Source organism: Methylopila capsulata (genome assembly GCF_016907975.1).
Taxonomy (GTDB): Bacteria; Pseudomonadota; Alphaproteobacteria; order Rhizobiales; family Methylopilaceae; genus Methylopila; species Methylopila capsulata.
The window spans coordinates 247,534-269,910 of sequence record NZ_JAFBCY010000002.1; the positions used below are offsets into that span (position 1 = coordinate 247,534).

Below are 22,377 nucleotides of genomic sequence, written 5' to 3' on the forward strand. Positions count from 1 at the left end.
CCCGCGAAGACTGACGATCCCGGTTCGCCGGCTTCGCCGCCGACGACCACGAACGGACCGGCCCGACCGAACCCATGTCCCTGCTCTCCCCCGTCACCTCGCTCGCGAACCCCTCGCGCTTCGCGGCCTTCGCCGAGCGGCTCACGCCGTGGCTGATCGGCGCGACTGCGTTCGTCTTCGCGGTCGCGCTGTACCTCGCGCTGGTCGTCGCGCCGCCCGACTACCAGCAGGGCGAGACGGTGCGGATCATGTTCATCCACGTGCCCTCCGCCTGGCTCGCCATGTTCGCCTACACGCTGATGGCGATCGCGAGCCTGGGCGTGCTGATCTGGCGCCACCCCCTCGCCGACGTCTCGGCCAAGGCCGCAGCCCCACTCGGCGCCGCCTTCACCTTCCTCGCGCTGGCCACCGGCTCGCTGTGGGGCAAGCCGATGTGGGGAGCCTGGTGGGTCTGGGACGCGCGGCTGACCTCGTTCCTGATCCTCTTCATCATGTACCTCGGGCTGATGGCGCTGCGCTCCGCCATCGAGGAGCCGTCGCGGGCGGCGAAGGCCTGCGCGATCCTGACGCTGGTGGGATCGGTCAACATCCCGATCATCAAGTTCTCGGTCGACTGGTGGAACACGCTGCACCAGCCGGCCTCCGTGATCCGCGCCGGCAAGCCGACCATGGACCCGTCCATCCTTTGGCCGCTGCTGATCGCAGCCGTCGCCTTCACGCTGCTGTTCACGACGCTGCACCTCGTCGGCATGCGCACCGAGCTGCTGCGCCGTCGGGCGCGCACCCTGCGCCTCACCGCTGCGGCCTCGGCGCCCGCCGCCCTCGCGCCGGAGCCGGCGGAATGACCGACCCGCACTTTGGCTACATCGCCGCCTCCTACGCCATCGCCTTCGTGGTGATCGCGGGCCTCATTCTCTGGACCGCGCTCGACCAGCGCGCCCAGCGCCGGGCGCTTGCGGAGCTTGAGGCCCGGTCGGGGCGACGGCGCGCCGCCGACGGACCGCGCCCATGACCGCGCCGACCACGCCCGGCGACCGGCCCTCGCCACTGCGGCGGGCGCTGTTCGCGCTGCCCGTCGCGCTGGTCGCGGTCGGCGTCTGGTTCTTCTACGGCTCGCTGACGAGCGGGCGGGACCCCGCGGCCCTGCCCTCGGCGCTGGTCGGGCGGGCGGCCCCGCAGACGGCGCTTCCCGCGCTCGAGGGGCTGCTGGCGAACGGCGCGCCGGTCGCGGGCTTTTCGAGCGCGGACCTTGCGACCGGGCAGGTCACGCTGGTGAACGTGTTCGCCTCCTGGTGCGCCCCCTGCCGGCAGGAGCATCCGGTGCTGATGCGTCTGCGGGAGCAGGGCGTCCGCATTCTCGGGCTGAACTACAAGGACACGGCCGAGAACGCCCGGCGCTTCCTCGGCGGCCTCGGCAACCCCTACGAGCGCGTCGGCGTCGACGCCAGCGGCCGGGCGGGCGTCGAGTGGGGCGTCTACGGCGTACCCGAGACCTTCGTGGTGACGGGCGACGGCCGCGTCGCCTTCAAGTTCGTGGGGCCGCTGACGATGGAGTCCGCGGAGGCGACGCTGAAGCCGCAGATCGAGAAGGCCAAGGCGGCGAAGCCCGCGACGGACAAGCCGTCGAGCTGACCGGGCCGGAGCGGGATCGGGCGCCCCGGGACCGGGCTTCGCCGCTCCACGCCGCAGACTTCGGCCAGCGCCCCTCCCCGCGCGCGGCGAAACTCTTATCTCTCTCCCCGTGTCCACCCGCGCCCGCGTCCCCTCCGCAGCCGTGCTGCCCGACCGCTTCGTGCGCTGGTTCGCCGGGCGCGGCTGGAGCCCGCGCGTCCACCAGCTCGAACTCATGGCGCACGCGCAAGGCGGCCGCGACGCGTTGCTGATCGCCCCGACCGGCGCCGGCAAGACGCTGGCGGGCTTCCTGCCGACACTGGTGGAGCTCGCCGAGCGCGGGGCGTCGAACTCCGGCAACGCCGGCATCCACACGCTCTACGTCTCGCCGCTGAAGGCGCTCGCGGTCGACGTGGCGCGCAACCTGGAGCGGCCGATCGCGGAGATGGGTCTCCCCGTCCGCGTGGAGGGCCGCACCGGCGACACGCCCGCCTCCCGCCGCAAGCGGCAGAAGGAGCAGCCGCCGGACATCCTGCTCACCACGCCCGAACAGATCGCGCTGCTGATCGGCGACCCCAGCGCAGGCCGGCTGTTCGAGACGGTGAAGCGGGTGGTGGTGGACGAGCTGCACGCGCTCGGCCCAACCAAGCGCGGCGATCAGCTGGCGCTGGCGCTCGCCCGCATCCGGGCGCTGGCGCCGGACGTCGTCACGGTCGGGCTCTCCGCCACCGTAAGCGACCCCGACGCGCTGCGCCGCTGGCTGGTCGACCCGCGCCGGGGCCGCCCGATGGCGGAGCTGGTGCAGATCGCCGGCGGCGCGGCGCCGGACATCTCGATCCACCAGACCGACGAGCGCCTGCCCTGGTCCGGCCACGGCGGCCGCCATGCGCTGGGCGCGATCTATGAGGAGATCAAGCGCCACAAGACCACGCTGCTGTTCGCCAACACCCGGGCGCAGGCCGAGCTGACGTTCCAGGAGCTGTGGCGGATCAACGAGGACACGCTGCCGATCGCGCTCCACCACGGCTCGCTGGACGTCGGCCAGCGCCGCAAGGTGGAGGCCGCCATGGGCGAGGGCCGGCTGAAGGCGGTGGTCGCGACCTCCACGCTCGATCTCGGCATCGACTGGGGGGACGTCGACCTCGTAGTCCACATGGGATCGCCGAAAGGCGCCTCGCGGCTGCTGCAGCGGACGGGCCGCGCCAACCACCGGCTGGACGAGCCCTCCAAGGCCATCATGGTGCCGGCGAACCGCTTCGAGGTGATCGAGTGCGAGGCCGCCAGAGCCGCGGCGCTCGCCGGCGAGCAGGACGCGGAAGCCGCGAAGCCCGGCTCGCTGGACGTGCTGGCGCAGCACGTGCTCGGCGTCGCCTGCGGAGGCCCGTTCGACGCCGGCGCGCTGTTCTCGGAGGTGACCTCGGCCGCCCCTTACGCGAACGTCGACCGCGCGACCTTCGACGACGTCGTCGCCTTCGTCGCCACCGGCGGCTACGCGCTGCGCTCCTACGAGCGCTTCGCCAAGATCCGGAAGACCAAGGACGGGCTGTGGCGGGTCTCGAACCCGCAGGTGGCGCAGAGCTGGCGCATGAACGTCGGCACCATCATCGAGGCCACGACCCTGAAAGTGCGCCTCGCCAAGGCGCGCCGCAGCAAGGCCGGGGCGGTGGGGCCCGGCGGCTTCGGCGGGCGGGTGCTGGGCGAGATCGAGGAGTACTTCGTCGAGACCCTCACCCCCGGCGACACCTTCATGTTCGCCGGCGAGATCCTGAAGTTCGACGCGCTGGTCGACACCGACGTCTACGCCTCGCGCTCGACCTCCGACGCGCCGAAGGTGCCGACCTACGTGGGCGGCCGCATGCCGCTGACGACCGACGTCGCGGCCCGCGTGCGCGGCATCATCGACGACCGCGCGAGCTGGCCGACGCTGCCCGAGCAGACCCGCGAATGGCTCGGCCTGCAGCAGCGCCGCTCGCTGATCCCGGAGCCGGAGCAGCTTTTGGTCGAGACCTTTCCGCGGGCGGGCAAGAACTTCCTCGTGGCCTACACCTTCGAGGGCCGGCTCGCGAACCAGACGCTCGGCATGCTGCTGACCCGCCGGCTGGAGCGGGCGCACGCCGCCCCGCTCGGCTTCGTGGCGAGCGACTACTGCCTCGCGGTCTGGGCCTTGCGGGACATGGGCGCGATGATCGCGGGCGACCTGCTCTCGCTCGACGCGCTGTTCGACCAGGACATGCTGGGCGACGACCTGGAGGCCTGGCTGGAGGAAAGCGCGCTGATGAAGCGCACCTTCCGCAACTGCGCCATCATCGCCGGCCTGATCGAGCGCAACGTGATCGGCGCGAAGCGAAAGACCGGGCGGCAGGTCACCATGTCGACCGACCTGATCTACGACGTGCTGCGCCGGCACGAGCCCGACCACGTCCTGCTCCGCGCCGCCCGGGCCGACGCCTCCCGCGGCCTGATCGACCTCGAGCGCATCGTCGAGATGCTGGCGCGGGTGAAGGGCCACATGGTCCACAAGCCGCTGTCGCGGGTTTCGCCGCTGGCCGTGCCCGTGCTGCTGGAGGTCGGCCGCGAGCCAGTCTACGGCGCCTCCCAGGACGCGCTGCTGAAGCTGGCGGCGGACGATCTCGTGGCGGAGGCGATGGCGGAGGACTGAGCAACGGCGTCATCCCGGACGGCCGGAGGCCGAGCCGGGATCGTTCGGGTTCGCGCGCAGCCCATACCCACCGCGTCATGGTTCGGCTTGACCGGACCATCCATGCCGGACGTCGAACTCCACGTCGGAGATGGGTCCTGCGGTCAAGCCGGAGGACGACGGGGTGCTTCGCGTGATACCTCCGCCATGGACCGCCGCCTTTATGGACCGCCCCTCCAAGTTCCTGCTACGTTCTCATCCATGACGATTCGCTCCGCCCGCCTCACGCACGACGCGATCGAGCCCACGCTCGACGTCGCGGGCGTTGCGCTGGTCGCCGATCCGCTCGGGGCGCTCTTCGAACCGGCCTCGGGCGCGCTGATCGTGGCGGACCTGCATCTGGAGAAGGGCTCCTCCTTCGCCCGCCGCGGGCAGATGTTGCCGCCCTACGACACCGCGACCACGCTCGGCCGGCTCGCGCGCCTCGTCGCGGCCTACCAGCCGCGGGCGGTGATCGCGCTCGGCGACAGCTTCCACGACGACGGCGGCCCCGCGCGCATGCACGCGGCGGACCGCGCGGCGACGGCCGAGCTTCAGCGCGGGCGCGACTGGATCTGGATCGCCGGCAACCACGACCCCGCGCCGCCGGCGGGCCTCGGCGGCGAAGCGCGCGACGCCCTTGCGCTTGGCGCCCTCATGCTGCGCCACGAGCCGACGGCGGGCGCGGCGCCCGGCGAACTTGCCGGCCATCTCCACCCGGTGGCGAAGGTGGCGGTGCGCGGCCGCTCCCTGCGCCGCCGCTGCTTCGCCACCGACGGCGCCCGCGTGGTGCTGCCGGCCTTCGGCGCCTATGCTGGCGGCCTGAACGTGCGCGACAAGGCCTTCGCTGGCCTATTCTTAGGCGACGCCTTCACCGCCTGGATGCTGGGCGACGCCGGCGTCTACGCCTTCGCATCGCGCGGCCTCCGGCCGGACTGACGCGCCCTCCCGTCCCTTCTCCCCTTGCGGGAGAAGGGGATGGCGGCGCAGCCGACAGCCGGATGAGGGGTGGTCCGGGACATCCTGAACGGCGACGAGGGCGTCCCGGACGACCCCTCATCCGGCGCTTCGCGCCACCTTCTCCCGCAAGGGGAGAAGGGAAGGAGGCCCCGCTGCTCGGATGAGCTGACGGCCTAGATCCGCACCCTCTTCTCCGCCACGGCGGCGAACAGCTCCACGTCGAGCGGCGTGAAGCGGCCCTCGGTCGGGTGCGCGAGGTAAAGCGGGTCCGTCACCAGCGCCGGGTCGCAGCCCTCCCGCACCAGATCCATCTTGCGCTGCTTGAACGTGCCGGTGACGTCGATCGTCCGGCCGATCCGCAGGAACACCGGCCTCGCATAGGGCGGCAGGCTGGACGCCAGGAAGGCGTGAAGGCCGGCGAGGTCCAGCTCGCCCTCCGTCACCAGCAGCGCCATGCCGGCCCGGCCGTCGTAGCCCGGCGCCGCCACGCCGTAGACCGTGACGTCGGTCACGCCGGGGAACATCGAGATCGTCTCGGAGACCTCCGAGGTCGCGACGTTCTCGCCCTTCCAGCGGAAGGTGTCTCCGATCCGGTCCACGAAGTAGAAATAGCCGTCCGCGTCCTGCCGCATCAGGTCGCCGGTGCGGAACCAGCGGTCGCCGGGCTCGAAGGCGTCGGTGAGGATCTTGCGCTTCGTCGCCTCCGGGTCGGCGTAGCCCTCGAAGCGCATCGAGGGCTTCGACGGGTCGTTGAGGATGCGCCCCACCACCTCGCCCACTTCGCCCGGCGGGCACTCCAGGCAGCGGCCCGAGGCGTCGCGCACCTCCTCGCAGGCCTCCACGTCGAAGCGGATGACCTTGGTCGGGAACTTGCGCTTCATGTACCAGGGGATGCGCCCGACGGCGCCCGGCGTGCCGTCGAGGTTGAACAGCGCGACGTTGCCTTCGGTCGCCGCGTACCATTCCAGGATGAAGGGGATCTTGAAGCGCTCGGCGAACTGCGGCCAGACGTCGGGGCGCAGGCCGTTGCCGCAGACGAGGCGCAGCTTGTGCCGCGTCTCGGCCTCGCAGGGCGGCGTGTGCACGAGATAGCGGCAGAGCTCCCCGATGTACTCGGCCAGCGTGCACTCCGTCGCGACCACGTCGTCCCAGAACCGGCTCGCCTGGAAACGCTCGCGGATCACCACCGATGCGCCCGCCAGCAGCGGCGCGCAGGCCGCGATGACGCCGCCGACGGTGTGGTACATCGGCAGGCAGTCGTACATCCGGTCGTCCGGCCGCACGCCCATCGCGCCCATGAAGCCATGGGTGATCGCCATCAGCCGGTAATGGTTGATGTTCGCGGCCTTGGGCATGCCCGTGGTGCCGCTGGTGTAGATGAACAGCGCGCGGTCCTCGACCGTCAGCCGCGGCAGATCGGCGGCCGGCAGCGGCTCGCCGGAAAAGCCCGCCAGCGCCTGGTCGATGCGCGGCCCGTCGAAGGCGGCCTCGCCCTCGGCCGCGCCATGGAGCCAGACCGCCGGGCGCGGCTCCACGCTCACGAAGGCGTCGGCGGAGGCGTAGGCCGGGGCGAGGTTCGCGCCGACGATCACGTGCTTCGGCCCGACGATCGAGACGCAGTGGGCGAGCGGTCCGCCGGACAGGTTGGTGTTGAGCAGCGCGACGACGCCCCCGACCCGCGTGATCCCGAGCCAGCAGGCGAGATAGTCCGGCCGGTTGGTCATCAACAGAGCGACCACGTCGCCCTTAGCCACGCCGTTCGCCTGCGCCCAGCGGGCGTAGGCGTTGGCGCGGGCGTCGAGCTCCGCGAAGCTGTAGGTCTCGTGCTCCGAGATCAGGGCCGTGCGGGAGCCGTGCTTCGCCGCGAGCTCCGCGACGACGTGCGGGAACACCCGCCCGCGGTCGCGGCCGATCGGCATGGTGGCGCGCAGCGCCCGCAGAACCCCCTTGAGGAAAAGCCAATCCCGCGCGAGCCGCGACCACGGCGCCATGCACCCTCCTGCGCTTCGTTCAGCCCGCGATGCGGCGGCGAAGCGTCTTCGTTGTCATCCTGCAGTGAAGCCCGCCCGCAGGCGCGCTGTCCACCCCTGCGAAGAGGCGACGCTTGCGACGGTGAACGGTCACCCGAGCAGCCCGCCGGCGCGCGGGGCGAGCGGATTGTCGGTCATGGCCGCACGGTCCGCCCGGTCGGGGGCGATGCGGCCGGCGAAGGCGGCGTAGAGCTTCGCGAGCAGGTCTGGCTCCAGCCCCTCGCCGATCGCGACCAGCCGGGTGCGGCGGTCGTCGTCCGGCCAGGCGTCGAGGAAGCGCGGCGCGGCGAAGACGTGGCGCACGCCCTGCACCACCAGCGGCCGGTCCGGCTCCTCGACCAGCCGCACCAGCCCCTTCAGCCGCAGCAGCTTCGGCGCGTGCGCCGAGCGCAGCAGCTCCACGAACAGATCGTAGGACGCGCGCGTCAGCGGCGCCTCGCTCGCCAGCGCGACCGAGACCACCGAGCCATGGATCGCCGGCAGCGCGGGAAGATCGGGCTTCGGCGCGTCATGGCGCTCGAGGATCTCGCCCGCCGTCACGGTCGCGGCGTCGACCACGCGCGCCAGCGGCGCGAGCGCCGCGACGGCCGCCCGCGTCGCGGCGGCCTCCGGACCGCTCGCCAGGTCGATCTTCGAGAGAGCCACGAGATCGGCCATCGCCGCCTGCCGGGCGGCTTCGGCGCGCTCGCTGAGCGTCGCCGCGCCGTCCACGGCGGAGACCACGGCGACGACGCCCGCCACCTGGAAGCGCAGCGCGAGATAGGGATGCAGCGACAGCGTCTGCAGCACGGGGACGGGATCGGCGAGGCCCGTCGTCTCCAGCATCAGGCGGCTGAACAGGGGAATGCGGCCGTTGTCGCGGGCGCGCAGCAGGCCCTCCAGCGTCTCGATCAGGTCGCCGCGCAACGTGCAGCACAGGCACCCGCCCGCGAGCGCCACGACGCCTTCGGCGGCATGCTCCACCAGCAGGTGATCGACGCCGATCTCGCCGGCCTCGTTGACCACGACCGCCGCGTCCGACAGCGCGGGGTCGCGCAGCAGCCGGTTCAGCAGCGTTGTCTTGCCGGCCCCCAGAAAGCCGGTGAGCACGGTGAGCGGGATCGGGGTGAGGCGGGGGTCGGTCATGGGACGGGGGCCGGGGGAGACGGGGACATCGGAGATCTGCCGGCTCAGAGAAGGTCCCTACGGCGCCAAAACCCAGCGCCCGTCATCCCCCGGCTTGTCCGGGGGATCCAGGCTTCATGGGACGCAGGGTCCGCTCCGTGGACGCGCCGGATAAACCGGGGCGTGACGAGCCTTATCCTGAACGTTCGCGACGCGAGCCCTCAGAACGACGACTTGCCCTCGGCCGGCACGGCGTTGCGGTAGATCCCGCCGGGCACGGCGACGGGTGAGTTGGAGGCGGCGTTGGGACCCGGCGACAGCGTCTGGCCCGCCTTCTTCGGGGTCAGCTCGATCTTCACGCGGCCCTTTTTGTCGGTCGAGGCCGCGGTCTTCTTCGCCCCCTTCGCCGCGGGCTTCGCCTTCTGGGGCGTGGCGGCCTTCAGCGGCTTCACCTTGGCCGAGCCCGGCTTCACGGCCGCGCCGGGGATCAGCGCCGGGGTCGTCGAGGCCTTCGGCGCGAAGGCCGGCGGGTCCTCGTCGAGACCGCTCGGCTTCGCCGCCACCTGCGGCGCGTTGGGCGCCGGCGTGGCATAGACCATCACCGGATTCACCTGGGTCTTGGACATCAGGATCGGCCGCCAGGGATGGCCGTTCGGGTCGAGCTTGCGGGCGGCGCGGACCTTGGCGGTGGACTTGCCGCACATCTGCTCGCGCAGGTCCACGGGGAAGGCCGCCGTCATGTCGGGCAGGCTCGCCAGCGCGCCGCGCACCGTGGTCGCCGCGAAGCCGCGCTCGAAGGCGTCGATCGCGGTCTCCGACCGCTCGATCGGCGTCGGCGCGCCGAGCACCACGGTGACGAGGTGGCGGCTGCCGCGGGTCGCGGTCGCCACCACGTTGAAGCCGGACGAGCAGACGTAGCCGGTCTTCATCCCGTCGGTGCCGGGATAGCGGCCGACGAGGCCGTTGTGGTTGCGCAGGATGCGGTCGCCGATCTGGATGGCGTCGAGCGAGAACAGGCCGGCCCACTGCGGGAAGTCGCGGTAGAGCCGGGTCGCCAGCACCGCCATGTCGCGCGCCGTGGTGCGCTGCAGGTCGGGGCCCGGCCTCACGGGCAGCCCGTTGGGATTGACGAAGTTGGTGTTCGTCATGCCGATGCGCTTGGCCGTCGCGTTCATTTCGGCGACGAAGCCCTCGACGCTCCCGGAGGCGCCTTCGGCCAGCAGGAAGGCGATGTCGTTCGCCGACTGCACCATCAGCATCTTGAGCGCGTCGTCGACGGTGACGGTCTGGCCGACCTGGAAGCCCATCTTGGAGGGCGGCTCGGCCTGGGCGCGCGCGGTGTAGACCAGCGGGGCGTCCCGGCGAAGCTTGCCGTTCTGGAGCGCCTGCAGGACCACGTAAGTGGTCATCAGCTTGGTCAGCGAGGCCGGATACCAGGGGACGGTCGCCTCCTGCGCCTCCAGCACCTGGCCGGTGGCGACGTCCGCGACGACGAGGGGGTTCGCCGAGGCCGGCGCGACCAGCGCGAGCGTTGCGGCGAGCCACGCGACGGCGCGGCGGGCGGGGGACTGGAGCATGGGCGCGATCGTACTCGTGATGCGTGGTCGTCGAGGCGACGCTCTCGCCCTCGCGCATCGCCGACGCGCGACCGGGCCAGGGACGGCTGCCTAAAGAACGCCTGCCTGAGGCAGGACCGTTGTACCTTCAGAGTCGGAAAAGGTCCAATGACGGGCGTTCACGAGGGGCGGAGCGGGGACGGTCTTTGGGGAGAAGCCCGCGCGCTCTTTCCCTTCTCCCCCTGCGGGAGAAGGTGGCGCGTAAGCGCCGGATGAGGGGGCGTCCGGGACGCCCGCTCCGGCGTCACCCCAACTGCGGCGCGGGATCCTTCTCGTCGGCCGCGTGCGCCAGCGCCTGGGCGGCGACCAGCTTCGCGAAGGGGCCGTCGGCCGCCGCGAGACGGGCGAAGGAGCCGCTTTCCACGATCCGCCCGCGCTCGAACACCAGCACGCGGTCCGCGGAGCGCACCGTCGCCAGCCGGTGGGCGATGACGAGCGTGGTGCGGCCGGCGCGCGCGGCGTCGAGCGCCGCCTGCACCTTCTGCTCGGTGTGCGCGTCGAGCGCGCTGGTCGCCTCGTCGAGCACGAGGATCGGCGGGTCCTTCAGCAGCGCGCGGGCGATCGAGAGCCGCTGGCGCTCGCCGCCCGAAAGCGAGGCGCCGCGCTCGCCGAGAACGGTGGCGAAGCCATGCGGCAGGCGCCGGACCACGTCCAGCACCTCGGCCCTGGCGCAGGCGGCCTCGAGCTCCGCGTCGGTCGCCTCGGGCCGGCCGACGCGGAGGTTGTCGGCGATGGAGCGCGCGAACAGCATCGGCTCCTGGAACACGACGCCGATGTTCCGGCGCAGTCCTTCCAGCGTCATGTCGCGGATGTCGATCCCGTCGATCAGCACGCGGCCCTCCTGCGGGTCGAAGGCGCGGTGCAGCAGCGACAGCGTGGTGGACTTGCCCGAGCCGGTCGCGCCCACCAGCGCCACCGTCATGCCCGGCGTCGCCTCGAACGAGACCTCGGCGAGCGTCGGCCTCCCCGCCTCATAGGCGAAGGAGACGCGGTCGAAGGTCACCTCGCCCCGCACCCGGCCGGGATCGCGCGCGTCCGGGCGGTCGGCGACCTCGGGCACGGCGTCGAGCAGGCGCAGGAATTCGCCGATTCGCGGGGCGTTCAGCAGCGCCATGTTGACGAGGGCGACCGCGTCGCCGAGCCGGGCGACGACGAGCGTCGCGAGCGCCGCGAAGGTCACGATGTCGCCGACGCTCGCGAGCCCCTGCGCGTTCAGCGCCGCGCCCGCCAGCACCACGCCGAGCACCGTCAGCGTGCCGGCGGCGGGCGTCGCGGCGGCGGCGTAGGCCCACCACGACAGGATCGGCATCTGCGCGTCGAGCAGGCGCTGCATCACCCCGCGCACGACAGCCATCTCCCGCCCGACGCTCGCGAAGCTCTGCACCACCGCGACGTTGCCGATGGCGTCGGCGGCGTGCTGGGCGAGGTCGGAGTGGTAGCCCTCGATGTTCTCCTGCTGGGTCTGGGTCTTGCGCAGCAGCGCGATGAGCGCGATCCCGAACACGACCACGAGCCCGATCAGGATCAGCCCCAGCCAGAGGTTGAGCGCGAGCGAGGCCGGCAGCAGCGCGACGACGCCCACCAGCGTCGCGAGCCCCGAGCGGAAGAACGACAGCCAGACGTCGGCGAGCGCGTTCGCGCCCATGGTCAGCGCCTTGACGATGCGGCCGGAATGGGTGCGCCGATGAAAGCTCAGCGGCAGCGTCAGCACATGGCCGAAGGCCTCGGTCATGGCGGCCAGCCGCCGGCGGTGCGACAGCCGGTCGGCGTGGAGGCCGACCAGAACCCGGCCGACGATGGCCGCGAGCGCCACCGCGCCCCAGGCGGCGGCGAGCGCCGGGATGGCGTCCGCCTCCCCCCGCGTCAGCTTGTCGATCACCTTGCCGAACAGCACCGGCTCCGCGAAGGCGGCGAGCGCCAGCGCGACGTTGCCCAGCGCGAGCATCAGCGCGAGCGGCCGCTCCGGCCCGAGCAGGCCGATGGCGCGGACGTAGGTGGCGAAAATCCCGGGAGCGGGGCGATCGGCGGCGGAGGGCACGGACATAGCTGGAAAGATCGCCAAAACGGCCTGCGGCGCAAGGCGACGCGGTAACGCAACCTTAAGATCCGCCCCTGGCCGGACCACACGTTAACAGCTTGTTTACCCTCTTCGTTAACTGTGCGTTGAGAGGTCCACGCCCGGCGCGGCCTCGATCAAAGCCCCTAACCCGCCGCGCGGAGCCGGACCGCCGGGCGCGATGGGACGGGGCGACGCCCAGGGTGCGCGCCATGAGCTTGAGCGATCCGAGATACGTGACAGCCGGCGCCGACGAAGCCGACGCAGGCGGCCATCGGCTGGAGCGGCTGGCGGAACGCCTTTCGGACGCGCGACGCGACGGCGACAGCTCCTCTCCCCTGCCGGAGCTGGAGCAGCTGGTCTCCATGCTGGCGCAGCGCAACATCCAGACCGAGGACCGCCTCGCCAACGCGCTCGAAGGTCTTGCGCGGTGGGTCGAACGGTCGGACGCCAACGCGCCCGCAGCCCAGGCGGCGGTCGCGGCGCTCGAACCGGTCGCGCCGGCCCCGGCGCCTTCCGCCGAGCCCTCGGCGGGCGACCTCGAGGCGCGCCTCACCGTTTTCGCGCGCACGCTCACCGAAGCCCCGGCGCCCGCCCCCATTCCACCGGCCGAGCCGGCGCCGAAGGCCACCCAGCCCGGCTCGCTGCGCGCCGCGCTCGCTGAAATCGCCGCCCGTCAGAAGGATCTGGACGCGAACGAGGAGGCTCCGCCCCTCCCCGCCGCCGTCGCTCCCGACGCCGCGCAGGCGCCCGCCGCGCCGATGGTCGATCCGATCGCGGTCGCCGGCCTGCGCGAAGAGATCGAGACCCTCGGCTCCGCGATCCGCGACATGCCCACCCGCGCCGAGGTCGACGGTCTCGCCCGCGAGATGGCGGCGCTGGCCGCCCGGCTCGGCGAGGACCGGCCGGCCCGGCTCGATTCCGTATCGCTGATGGCGATCGACACCCTCGTCTCCGAGGTCGACAGGATGCGCGGCGACGCGGCGAGCCCGCAGATGCTGGCCCGCTTCGCCGACGAACTCGGCGCCGTCGCGGCGCGGCTCGACCATCTGACGCCGGCGAGCCCCGAGCTGTTCGACACGCTGGCGCAGCGGATCGAGCAGGTGCGCGAGGAGCTCACGCAGTTCCCGCCGATGGCCGCGGTCGAGAGCCTCGCGACCGAGATCCAGGCCGTGCTCGCCCGCCTCGACGCGCAGGAGCGGGCCGCCGCGCCGACCCAGCAGGCGGTCGCGGAGCTGTCGGGCAAGGTCGCGGTTCTCGGCGGCAAGATCGACGGCATCGCCGCCGCCGCGGAACAGCGCGCCGAGGAAGCCGAGCGCATGGGCCAGGCGGTGCGCGCCGAACTCGCGACCCTGTCCAGCGCCGATGCGATGGAAAGCTTCAGCCGCCAGATCGAGAACCTGACCGCGAAGCTCGAGAGCCGGCGCCAGCAGGGGCTGTCCACGGACGAGCTCGGCGCGAAGATCCCGGCGCTGATCGACAAGATCGACGAACTGACGGCGACGTCGGACGCGCGGTCCTCGGACGCCGAGCGCGTCGCCGAGGCCGTGCGCGCCGAACTCGCGGCGATCGCCCAGCCCGCCGCCAAGCTTGACGACATCGGCCGACGGATCGAAGCGCTCACGCTCGAGCTGGCCCGGCGCCCTTCGGGATCCGACGGCGCCGAAGCCATCGCCGGGAAGATCGACGGTCTCGGCGTCCGGCTCGAGGCGGTCGCCGCCGCCGCCCGCGCCCGCGGCGCCTCCGCCGAACGTGTCGAAGAGGCGGTCCGCGGCATCGCCGAGCACCTGATCGCGACCGCGCAGGCGGACGCCGGCGGGGCCAAGGCCTTCGTCGGTATAGAGACCTTCGGCGGCCTCGAGACGCGCATCGAACAGGTGGTCGACGGGCTGGACCGCGCCGGCGGCCGGCTCGACGACCTCAACGCCGGCTTCGCCGCGCTCGCCGCGCGGGTCGAGCAGGCCGCCGCCGAAGCCGGACGGAACGCCGTCGCGGCGCTGCGGGCCGACGTCGGCCAGAGCGCGACGCCCCTCGCCGACGGCTCCGACCAGCTCGCCCACGCCCTGCTCGAGATCAAGGCCGCCGCCAAGCGCGACGACCGGCGCACCTCCGACACGCTGGACGCTGTCCGGCTCACGCTCGAGCGCCTGATCGACCGGATGGAGGCGATCGACGAGGCGTTGAACGCCCAGGGCGTCGGGGTCGGCTTCGCGGAACATCGGTCCGCCTTCGACGACCGCCCGCAGACGGCGCCCGGGCCGCGCGTCGACGCCACCGAGGCCGCTCGCGCCGCCGCGCGCCGGGCGATGGAGGAAATCGACGCCTCCGGCGACCTCGCCGCGCGCTTCGGACGTCCGCCGGCCGACGCCGCCTTCCGGCCGGTCGCCGATCTCGCAGCCGACCACCCGCTCGAGCCGGGCGCGGCGCTGCGCGCCGAGCGCCGGACCGACGGCCTGCTGGACGCCCCTCACGAGCGGCAGCCCGAGGGTCCCTCGGGCGAAGTCGGCGCGCTGAGCGCCGCCGCGCTGATCGCCTCGGCCCGGCGCGCGGTGACGCGGCCGGCGCCCGAAGCCGAGAACGTGATTGCGGAGCTGGCGACGGACGAGCGCCGCTCGCGCGCCGCCGGCGTCATGGCCGTCCTGAAAGCCCGGCGTCGTCCGATCCTGCTCGGGATCGCGGCCGCCCTGATCGTGCTGGGCGTGCTGAAGGCCGCCACCAGCATCAACGACCACGGCGCCGAGACGGCCGCCGAACCGGCCGCCCCGACCGCGGAGAGCGCGCCGCCCGCCCAGCCGGCCCCGCAGCTTCAGGCGCCGGAGCCGGCGCCCCAGCCGGCCCCCGCCGCGCCCGCGGAGCCGCAGCCCGTCGAGCCTGCCCCGGCGCCGAAGCCGCGGGCCGAGGTCGCGCCGCCGCGGGCGAAGGCCGCCGACATCACCGATTTCGCCTTTTCCCAGACCCTCGATCCGTCGGGCCAGAAGTTCACGGCTCCGCCGAAGTCGGACGACATCGTGACCGGCTCGATCAACCGCGGCGACGCGCTGCCGGATTCGATCGGCGGCTCGATGCTCCGGCTGCGCGCGGTGCAGGGCGATCCCTCGGCGCAGCTCGAGATCGCGGACCGTCTGGCCGCCGGCCGCGGCGTCGAAGCCGATCCGGTCGCCGCCGCCCGCTGGCTGGAGAAGGCCGCGGTCCAGGGCCTCGCCCCGGCGCAGCACCGCCTCGGCAGCCTTTACGAGAAGGGCCGCGGCGTGCCCCGCGACCTCGCGATCGCCCGGCGCTGGTACGAGCAGGCGGCCGCCTCCGGCAACGTGCGCGCCATGCACAATCTCGGCGTGCTGCACGCCGAGGGCGGCCTCGGCAAGCCGGACTTCGGAGCGGCGATCGTGTGGTTCCGCATGGCCGCCGAACGCGGCCTGGTGGACAGCCAGTACAATCTCGCGGTGCTCGAGGCCCGCGGGCTCGGCGGCAAGCGCGATCTGGCCGACGCCTACAAATGGTTCTCGCTCGCAAGCGCACAGGGCGACCAGGACGCCGGCCGCAAGCGGGCCGACGTGGCGAAAGCCCTCGGCGCCGCCAACGTCGCGAGCGCCGATCAGCTGGTGACGAACTTCAAGCCGCGCGCGGTCGATCCCGCCGCAAACGAGGTCCCCACCCCTCCCGGCGGCTGGGACCAGGCCTCCGCGAACTCCGCCGCCGCCCCGATGCAGCTGCGCTGATCGGCGCCTGACGCGTTGACAACGCCCGCTCCGGCGGGCGTAACCACATCTGACGGGACGGCGCGACGGGCGCGCCGCCCGCGCGTCGCGGTCCATGCAGATCTATCTTCCGATCGCTGAACTTCCGGTGGACGTGCTGCTCGTGATCGGCATGAGCCTCGCGGTCGGCTTCGTGTCGGGCCTGTTCGGCATCGGCGGCGGCTTCCTCATGACTCCGCTGCTGATCTTCATCGGGGTGCCGACCGCCGTCGCCGTCGCCTCCGAAGCCCCCCAGATCGCCGCCTCCGCCTTCACCGGCGCGCTCGCCTACTGGCGCCGCCGCGCGATCGATCTGAAGCTCGCCGGCGTGCTGCTCGGGGGCGGCGTCGTCGGCACGGGGCTCGGCGTCTGGTTCTTCAACGCCATGCGGGCCGCCGGGCAGCTCGAGGTCGTGATCGCGGTCTCCTACGTCGTGCTGCTCGGCGCGATCGGCGGGATCATGCTCACGGAGTCGCTGAAGGCGCTCCTCAAGACGAAGCCCGCAGCGCCCGCCCGGCGCGTCGGCGGCCGCAGCCTCATCGACCGTCTGCCGCTGAAGCTGCGGTTCAAGCAGTCGATGATCTACGTCAGCGCGATCCCGCTGGTGGGCCTCGGCGTGTTCGTCGGCTTCGTCGGCGCCGTGCTCGGCATCGGCGGCGGGTTCCTGCTCGTGCCGGTGCTGGTCTATGTGTTCCGCGTGCCGACGGCGGTCGTGGTCGGCACCTCGCTTGCGCAGATCCTGATCACCATGCTCGCGGCCACCGTGCTGCACGCGACCGTCAACGCCTCGGTCGACGTGGTGCTCGCGATCCTGCTGATGCTCGGCGGGTCGATCGGCGCGCAGTTCGGCGTGCGGGCCGGCCAGAAGCTGCGCGGCGAGCAGCTGCGCCTGCTGCTCGCGCTGCTGCTGCTGGCCGTCGGCGCCCGCTTCCTGGTCGAGCTCGTGGCGCAGCCGGCGGAGCCGTTCTCCGTCTCGACGACGGGACGGCCGAAGTGAAGCCGCTGGCGGCCCTGGCGGTTCTCGCGCTGGTCGCCGCGGCGGGGCCGGCGCGGGCGGAGAAGCTGGTGCTGGCGCTGTCCTCGCAGCAGATCGCCATCGCCTCGAACTACGCCGGATCGGACGTCACCCTGTTCGGCGCCGTCCGGCCGGACGGCGAGACCGAGGCGCTGCAGCGAAGCTACGATCTCGTGGTCACCGTGCGCGGGCCGGCGACCACGCTCGAGGTGCGCGAGAAGGAACGGACCGCGGGGCTCTGGGTCAACCGCGAGCGCCGCCGGTTCCCGCGCACGCCGTCCTATCTCGCCACGCTCTCGACCCGCCCGCTCGACGACATGCTGTCGCCGGAGATCCGCGAGGGGCAGCGGCTCGGCCTGAAGGCGGCGGCCGCGCCGCGCGGCGAGGACCTCGGCCGTCCGGAGTTCTCCGAAGCGCTGATCCGCCTGCAGACCGGGCGCGGCCTGTGGCGCGAGGAGCCGAAGGGCGTCGTCTTCCTCGACCCGACGCTGTTCCGCACGACCTTCCACCTGCCCCCCAACGTCCCGTTCGGCGCCTTCGAAGCGGACGTCCGCCTGTTCGCGAGCGGCGTGCCGATCGCGCGCGAGACCATCACCTTCCGGGTGGTAAAATCGGGCTTCGAGGACCGCGTCGCCGCGCTCGCGGAGAACTGGCGTCTCGCCTATGGTGTCGCGACGGCGCTGCTCGCGCTCGCCTTCGGCTGGACGGCGAGCGTGGCGTTCCGCCGGGATTGAGCCCGACCGCCGTCGCGGAGCCGCCATGACGCTGATCGCATCCGAACCGGCCGGCGACGACCGCGACATCCCCGAGACGCCGCTGGCGCTGGGCCTCGCCGGGCTCGCCCCCTTCATCGCGCTCGCGCTCGCGATCGCGCTCCAGCACCGGGTGGTGTTCGGGATCGACGCCGCGTTCGCGCTGACGGCCTATGGCGCGACCATCCTGTCATTCCTCGGCGGCGCGCACTGGGGTCTCGCGCTGCGCCATCCCGCGCCCGACATCCGCCGCGCGCTCTACGTCGGCGCCATGGTCCCGCCGCTGTGGGCCTGGGTCGGCCTCCTGGTCGGCGGCGCCGCCGGCCTCGCGCTGCTGGCGGTCGGGCTCGTCGGCCACGGAATCGTGGACGCCGCGCGGTCCGGGCGTTTCGCGGCGCCGCGCTGGTACGGGCGGCTGCGCCTCGTGCTGACGGCGGTCTCCGCCATCGCGATCGTGGCGGCGGCCGTGGTCGTCGGCTACGCGGGATGACGCCGCTTCCGCCGAAGGCCGCGGTCGCGACCGTCGGCTTCTGGCGCGCGGCCGGCCCCGACCGCTGGTACGCGCAAAGCGACGCCTTCGACGCGCGGGTTCGTCGCCGCCTCGGTCGGCTGCGGCGCGCGGCGGCCGAGGGCGCCCTCGCCGGCTGGGCGGGGACGCCGGTCGGCGCGCTCGGCCTGCTGATCCTTCTCGATCAGGCGCCCCGCAACCTGTTTCGCGGCGCTACCCAAGCCTTCGCGACCGACCGCGCCGCGCAGGAGGCCGCGACGGCGGCCGTCGCCCGCGGCTTCGACCGCCGCACGCCCTGGCCGCTGCGCCAGTTCTTCTATATGCCGTTCGTACATGCCGAAGATATTGCGCTGCAACGTCACGCTATCGAGCTGTTTCGCGCGTCGGGCGACGCCGAAAGCCTGCAATGGGCCGTCCTCCACGCCGACATCATCGAACGGTTCGGACGATTTCCCCATCGCAACGGCGCAGTTGGACGGCGATCAAGCGCCGCTGAACTGAAATACCTCGAGACTGGCGGCTTTCAGGGATGACTTCGTTTACGATCTTCCCGAACCCATCCTTAAACGCGACGGCGTTATTTGATTGCCTCAATCGAGTAGGGATCGTCGAATGCCCAGCGACGCAAGCGCATGCCATGACGGCCGCGACGCCGCAGGACGGCGCGGGTTGACCCCCGTGGCCCGCCTCGCCGCGCGCCTGCGTGGGCTGCTGGCGGACCGCTCCGACACGGCGACCGCGAAGAAGGTGGCCGGCGGGGCGTTCCTGTTCCGGGTCGGCAACGCCGGCATCGCCTTCGCCTCCCAGATCCTGCTCGCGCGCTGGATGGGCGAGAGCGAGTACGGCGTCTACGTCTATGTCTGGACCTGGGTGCTGCTGCTCGGCGGCATGACCAGCCTCGGCCTCGCCTCCGCGCCGCAGAGGTTCATCCCCGAATACGCCGACGGCGGCGATCACGCGCTGCTGCGCGGGTTCCTGCTCGGAAGCCGCGTGCTCTCCATGGCGTTCGCGACCGCGGTCGCGGCCGTCGGCCTGCTGGCGCTCTGGCTGTTCGGCGGCGCGCTGGAGCACTGGGCGGTGATCCCGCTGGTGCTCGCGCTGGTCTGCGTGCCGATGTACGTGCTGACCGACGTCCAGGACGGCATCGCCCGCACCTACAACTGGATCGACGTCGCGCTGGCGCCGGCGTATCTCGTGCGGCCGCTGCTGATCCTCGCGCTGCTCGCGGCGCTGAGCTGGGCCGACTACGCCCCGACCGCCGTGACCGCGATGGCCGCGACCATCGTCGCCACCTGGGTCACCGCCATCGCCCAACTCGCGCTGCTGGAAAAGCGGCTGCGCGCGCGCACGCCGCGCGGCCCCCGGGCCTTCGCGCTGCGCACCTGGATGGCGGTGTCGCTGCCGATCTTCATGGTCGAGGGCTTCTACCTGCTGCTCGCCTACACCGACGTGCTGGTGCTCTCCGCCTTCCGCGAGCCGCACGAGGTCGGCGTCTACTACGCCGCCGTGAAGGTGATGTCGCTCGTCGCCTTCGTCTCGTTCTCGGTCTCGGCCGCGGTCGCCCATCGCTTCACCGAATACGCCGTCGCCGGCGAGCGCGAGCGGCTCGAGACGATGGTGCGCGACGCCGCGCGCTGGACGTTCTGGCCCTCGCTCGGCGGCGCCATGATCATCCTGGCGCTCGGATGGCCGATCCTGTGGCTGTTCGGCCCGGCCTTCGTCGAGGGCTACCCCGTGCTGTTCGTGATCGCGATCGGGCTGCTCGCCCGCGCGACCGTCGGCCCGCTCGAACGCCTGCTCAACATGCTCGGCCAGCAGAACGTCTGCGCCGCGGTCTACGGCGGCGCCTTCGTCCTGAACCTCGCCCTCGCGGTCGCCTTCGTGCCGCCCTTCGGCATGATGGGCGCCGCGGCCGCCACCTCGCTCACCCTGGTGATGGAGTCGATCCTCTTGTTTGTCATCACCCGCCGCCGGCTCGGCCTCGGCGCCCTGCCCTGGGGCCGCGGCCCGGGCGGCCGTCCCGTCGTTTCGCGGCTGTCGCGCGTCGCCGACAGCGTCGCGACCGGCGCGACCGACATGGGGCTGGCCGGCCCCGCGCCCGCGCTCGACCTCGGCGCCGCCTCCGGCGCCCGCTTCGAGATCCTCGACGTCGCGGCCATGACGCGGGTCCGCGACGCCTGGGCGGATCTCGCCGCCCGCGCCGCCGAGCCGACGCCTTTCGCCGCGCCCGATTTCGCGATCCCCGCCGCAGCCCATCTGTCGACCGCCCGCCGCGTCCGCTTCGCGGTGGTGTGGCACGCGGACGGCTCGATGCTCGCCGCGCTCCCCATCACCCCACGCCGCCTGTTGCCATGGACCGGCGGCGCGTCGACCACGCTGTGGGCCTATCTCGGACCGCTCGGCACGCCCCTGCTCGACGGCGCGCGGGCCGCCGAGGCCGCAGCCGCGCTGCTCGACGGCCTCGCGCGTTCGGGCCGCGCCACGCTGCTGTTCCGCCTGCTGCCCGAGCACGGCCCCGCCGCCATCGCCCTGCGGACGGCGCTCGCCGCCACCGGCCGCGCCTCGGAGCGCATCGACGGCTACGGCCGCGCCCTGCTCGTCACCGGCGCCGATCCGGAGGCCTTTCTCACCGCCTCGCTGTCGTCGAAGAAGCTCAAGGAGCTGCGCCGCCAGCTGCGCCGCCTCGGCGACGAAGCCCCCATCGTCTTCTCCGAGGCCCGCGCGGCGCACGAGACTCCGGCCGCGCTCGACCGTTTCCTCGCCCTCGAGGCCAGCGGATGGAAGGGCAAGGGCGGCACGTCGATGCGCGACCACGCCGACCAGCTCGCCTTCATCCGCGAGACGATCGCGAACCTCGCCGCGAACGGCGACGTCCGCTTCCTGGAGATGGCGGCCGGCGACGCCGTCGTCGCCTCAGCGCTGGTGCTCGTGAACGGCCGCCGCGCATGGTATTATAAAACGGCCTACGATGAACGTTTCGCCAAGAACTCGCCGGGCGTGCATCTGACGCTCGAACTCACGCGCCGCCTGCTCGAAGACCCGGAGATCGACAGCGTCGACTCCACCGCCATCGCGAACCACCCGATGATCGATCACATCTGGCGCGACAAGCTCGCCCTCGTCGACCTGATGGTGTCCTCGCGTCCCGGGGCCGACCGCACCCTCGCCCTCGCCGCCGCCTCTGAACGCCTGCGCCGCCGCGCCCGCGTCCAGCTGCGGGACCTCTACCTCCGCGCAAAAGGACTCGTTCGATGACCGCAACGCTCAGCGCCGCCGCGACGGATCTCGCGGCCTCCTACCCGCTCCGCCATTTCCGCATTCAGCACGATCTCGCCTCGCATCCGCTGCTGCAGCTGCCGCGGCTGATCGCGCTGACGAAGGAGCTCGAGCGCGACCGGTTCGAGTACAACTCCGGCAAGCTGCAGCCCAACCAGAAGGCCGAGGACACCCCGCTGGTGAGTCTCACGCCCGAGGAGGTGGTGGCGCAGATCGAGACCGCCGGGGCCTGGATGGTGCTGAAGCGCGTCGAGAGCGTGCCGGCCTACCGCGCCATGATGGAGGAGGCGCTGCTGTCGATCGCGAAGCAGCTCGGCCACACGAGCCTCGACAGCGCGAGCTTCCGCGACATCGAGGGCTACATCTTCGTGTCGTCCGCGAACTCGGTGACGCCGTTCCACAGCGACAACGAGGACAACTTCTTCGTCCAGATCCGCGGCCCGAAGTTCTTCCACCTGTTCGACAACGACGACCGCTCGCTGGTGTCGGAGGAGCTGCTGGAGAGCGCGCCGTCCAAGCACCGCAACCTGCCCTACGAGCCGAAGTTCGAGGAGCGGGCGACGGTCTACGACCTCAAGCCCGGCGAAGGCGTGTTCGTGCCGTACCAGGTCCCGCACTGGGTCCGCACCGGCGACGACTACTCCATCTCGATGGCGATCACCTGGCGTTCGGCGGACGTGGTGCGTCGGAACAAGCTGCTGTTCATGAACGCCTGGCTGCGCGAGAAGGGCTTCGCCCAGGCGGCCCCCGGCCGCAAGCCGGCGCTCGACGGCCTCAAGGTCGCGGCCTACACCGCAGCCCGCTCGGCGATCGAGCCGCTCCGCCGCAACGAGACCATGCGCCGCCTGCTGCGCTCGGTCGTGTTCGGCAAGAAGGCGAACTACTACTACGAGGCCCAGAAGGCCGCCGAGAAGAAGGCCGCCTGACGCCGCGCTTCGACGCTTCAGAACATGACGCGCGAATCCCTCCTCGCGCCGAAGGCGTGGGGAGGGTGGCCCTTGGCGCAGCCAAGGGTCGGGTAGGGCCTTCGGGCGTAGG

16 protein-coding genes are annotated in these 22,377 nt (G+C 72.5%); 12 read left to right on the top strand and 4 right to left on the bottom strand.

From position 1 onward, the window contains the following. Positions 1 to 74 precede the first annotated feature (74 nt). From JOD31_RS06895 to pdeM, 5 genes are all read left to right on the top strand, one after another. Positions 75 to 845 carry a heme ABC transporter permease gene (locus JOD31_RS06895; RefSeq protein WP_204949568.1) on the top strand — a complete coding sequence of 257 codons (771 nt, stop codon included), beginning with the start codon at positions 75 to 77 and terminating at the stop codon, positions 843 to 845. Next, positions 842 to 1,012 (top strand): heme exporter protein CcmD, encoded by a 171-nt coding sequence (ccmD, locus tag JOD31_RS06900; RefSeq protein ID WP_204949569.1) that lies wholly within the window; start codon positions 842 to 844, stop codon positions 1,010 to 1,012. Before JOD31_RS06895 ends, ccmD begins: the two co-directional genes overlap by 4 nt. Next, positions 1,009 to 1,632, top strand: coding sequence for a DsbE family thiol:disulfide interchange protein (locus tag JOD31_RS06905; RefSeq protein ID WP_204949570.1), 624 nt, complete (start codon positions 1,009 to 1,011; stop codon positions 1,630 to 1,632). The genes ccmD and JOD31_RS06905 overlap by 4 nt, the downstream gene beginning before the upstream one ends. A 109-nt stretch (positions 1,633 to 1,741) precedes the next feature. Further along, the gene (locus tag JOD31_RS06910; protein WP_204949571.1) at positions 1,742 to 4,270 is read left to right on the top strand and encodes a ligase-associated DNA damage response DEXH box helicase; all 2,529 of its coding nucleotides are present in this window, start codon (positions 1,742 to 1,744) and stop codon (positions 4,268 to 4,270) included. 240 nt (positions 4,271 to 4,510) lie between these two features. After that, a complete protein-coding gene (gene pdeM / locus JOD31_RS06915) occupies positions 4,511 to 5,227 on the top strand; it encodes a ligase-associated DNA damage response endonuclease PdeM (protein ID WP_204949572.1) in 717 nt (238 codons plus the stop codon). 194 nt (positions 5,228 to 5,421) lie between these two features. Here the strand turns inward: pdeM and JOD31_RS06920 are convergent, their stop codons facing one another. The 4 genes from JOD31_RS06920 to JOD31_RS06935 form a co-directional block, all read right to left on the bottom strand. Then, the gene (locus JOD31_RS06920) at positions 5,422 to 7,239 is read right to left on the bottom strand and encodes a long-chain-acyl-CoA synthetase (RefSeq protein ID WP_204949573.1); all 1,818 of its coding nucleotides are present in this window, start codon (positions 7,237 to 7,239) and stop codon (positions 5,422 to 5,424) included. Between the two features lie 129 nt (positions 7,240 to 7,368). Next, a complete protein-coding gene (locus tag JOD31_RS06925) occupies positions 7,369 to 8,403 on the bottom strand; it encodes a CobW family GTP-binding protein (RefSeq protein WP_204949574.1) in 1,035 nt (344 codons plus the stop codon). A gap of 200 nt (positions 8,404 to 8,603) precedes the next feature. Beyond that, positions 8,604 to 9,959 (bottom strand): D-alanyl-D-alanine carboxypeptidase family protein, encoded by a 1,356-nt coding sequence (locus tag JOD31_RS06930; RefSeq protein ID WP_204949575.1) that lies wholly within the window; start codon positions 9,957 to 9,959, stop codon positions 8,604 to 8,606. 283 nt (positions 9,960 to 10,242) lie between these two features. Further along, the gene (locus tag JOD31_RS06935) at positions 10,243 to 12,042 is read right to left on the bottom strand and encodes a glucan ABC transporter ATP-binding protein/ permease (protein WP_204949576.1); all 1,800 of its coding nucleotides are present in this window, start codon (positions 12,040 to 12,042) and stop codon (positions 10,243 to 10,245) included. A gap of 248 nt (positions 12,043 to 12,290) precedes the next feature. Between JOD31_RS06935 and JOD31_RS19740 the strand changes: the two genes are divergently transcribed. The 7 genes from JOD31_RS19740 (at position 12,291) to JOD31_RS06970 (ending at position 22,265) form a co-directional block, all read left to right on the top strand. Then, the gene (locus tag JOD31_RS19740; RefSeq protein ID WP_204949577.1) at positions 12,291 to 15,770 is read left to right on the top strand and encodes an SEL1-like repeat protein; all 3,480 of its coding nucleotides are present in this window, start codon (positions 12,291 to 12,293) and stop codon (positions 15,768 to 15,770) included. 94 nt (positions 15,771 to 15,864) lie between these two features. Beyond that, positions 15,865 to 16,785 (top strand): sulfite exporter TauE/SafE family protein, encoded by a 921-nt coding sequence (locus tag JOD31_RS06945; RefSeq protein ID WP_204949578.1) that lies wholly within the window; start codon positions 15,865 to 15,867, stop codon positions 16,783 to 16,785. Continuing rightward, on the top strand, positions 16,782 to 17,537 hold the full coding sequence (locus JOD31_RS06950) for a TIGR02186 family protein (protein ID WP_204949579.1): 756 nt from the start codon (positions 16,782 to 16,784) through the stop codon (positions 17,535 to 17,537). Before JOD31_RS06945 ends, JOD31_RS06950 begins: the two co-directional genes overlap by 4 nt. Before the next feature lie 25 nt (positions 17,538 to 17,562). After that, positions 17,563 to 18,045, top strand: a complete 483-nt coding sequence (locus JOD31_RS06955; protein WP_204949580.1) for a DUF3429 domain-containing protein — start codon at positions 17,563 to 17,565, stop codon at positions 18,043 to 18,045. Beyond that, positions 18,042 to 18,596, top strand: a complete 555-nt coding sequence (locus tag JOD31_RS06960; protein WP_204949581.1) for a DUF924 family protein — start codon at positions 18,042 to 18,044, stop codon at positions 18,594 to 18,596. The genes JOD31_RS06955 and JOD31_RS06960 overlap by 4 nt, the downstream gene beginning before the upstream one ends. 145 nt (positions 18,597 to 18,741) lie before the next feature. Continuing rightward, positions 18,742 to 21,318, top strand: coding sequence for a GNAT family N-acetyltransferase (locus tag JOD31_RS06965; RefSeq protein ID WP_271206132.1), 2,577 nt, complete (start codon positions 18,742 to 18,744; stop codon positions 21,316 to 21,318). Then, positions 21,315 to 22,265 carry a cupin-like domain-containing protein gene (locus tag JOD31_RS06970; RefSeq protein ID WP_204949583.1) on the top strand — a complete coding sequence of 317 codons (951 nt, stop codon included), beginning with the start codon at positions 21,315 to 21,317 and terminating at the stop codon, positions 22,263 to 22,265. The genes JOD31_RS06965 and JOD31_RS06970 overlap by 4 nt, the downstream gene beginning before the upstream one ends. Positions 22,266 to 22,377 lie beyond the last annotated feature (112 nt).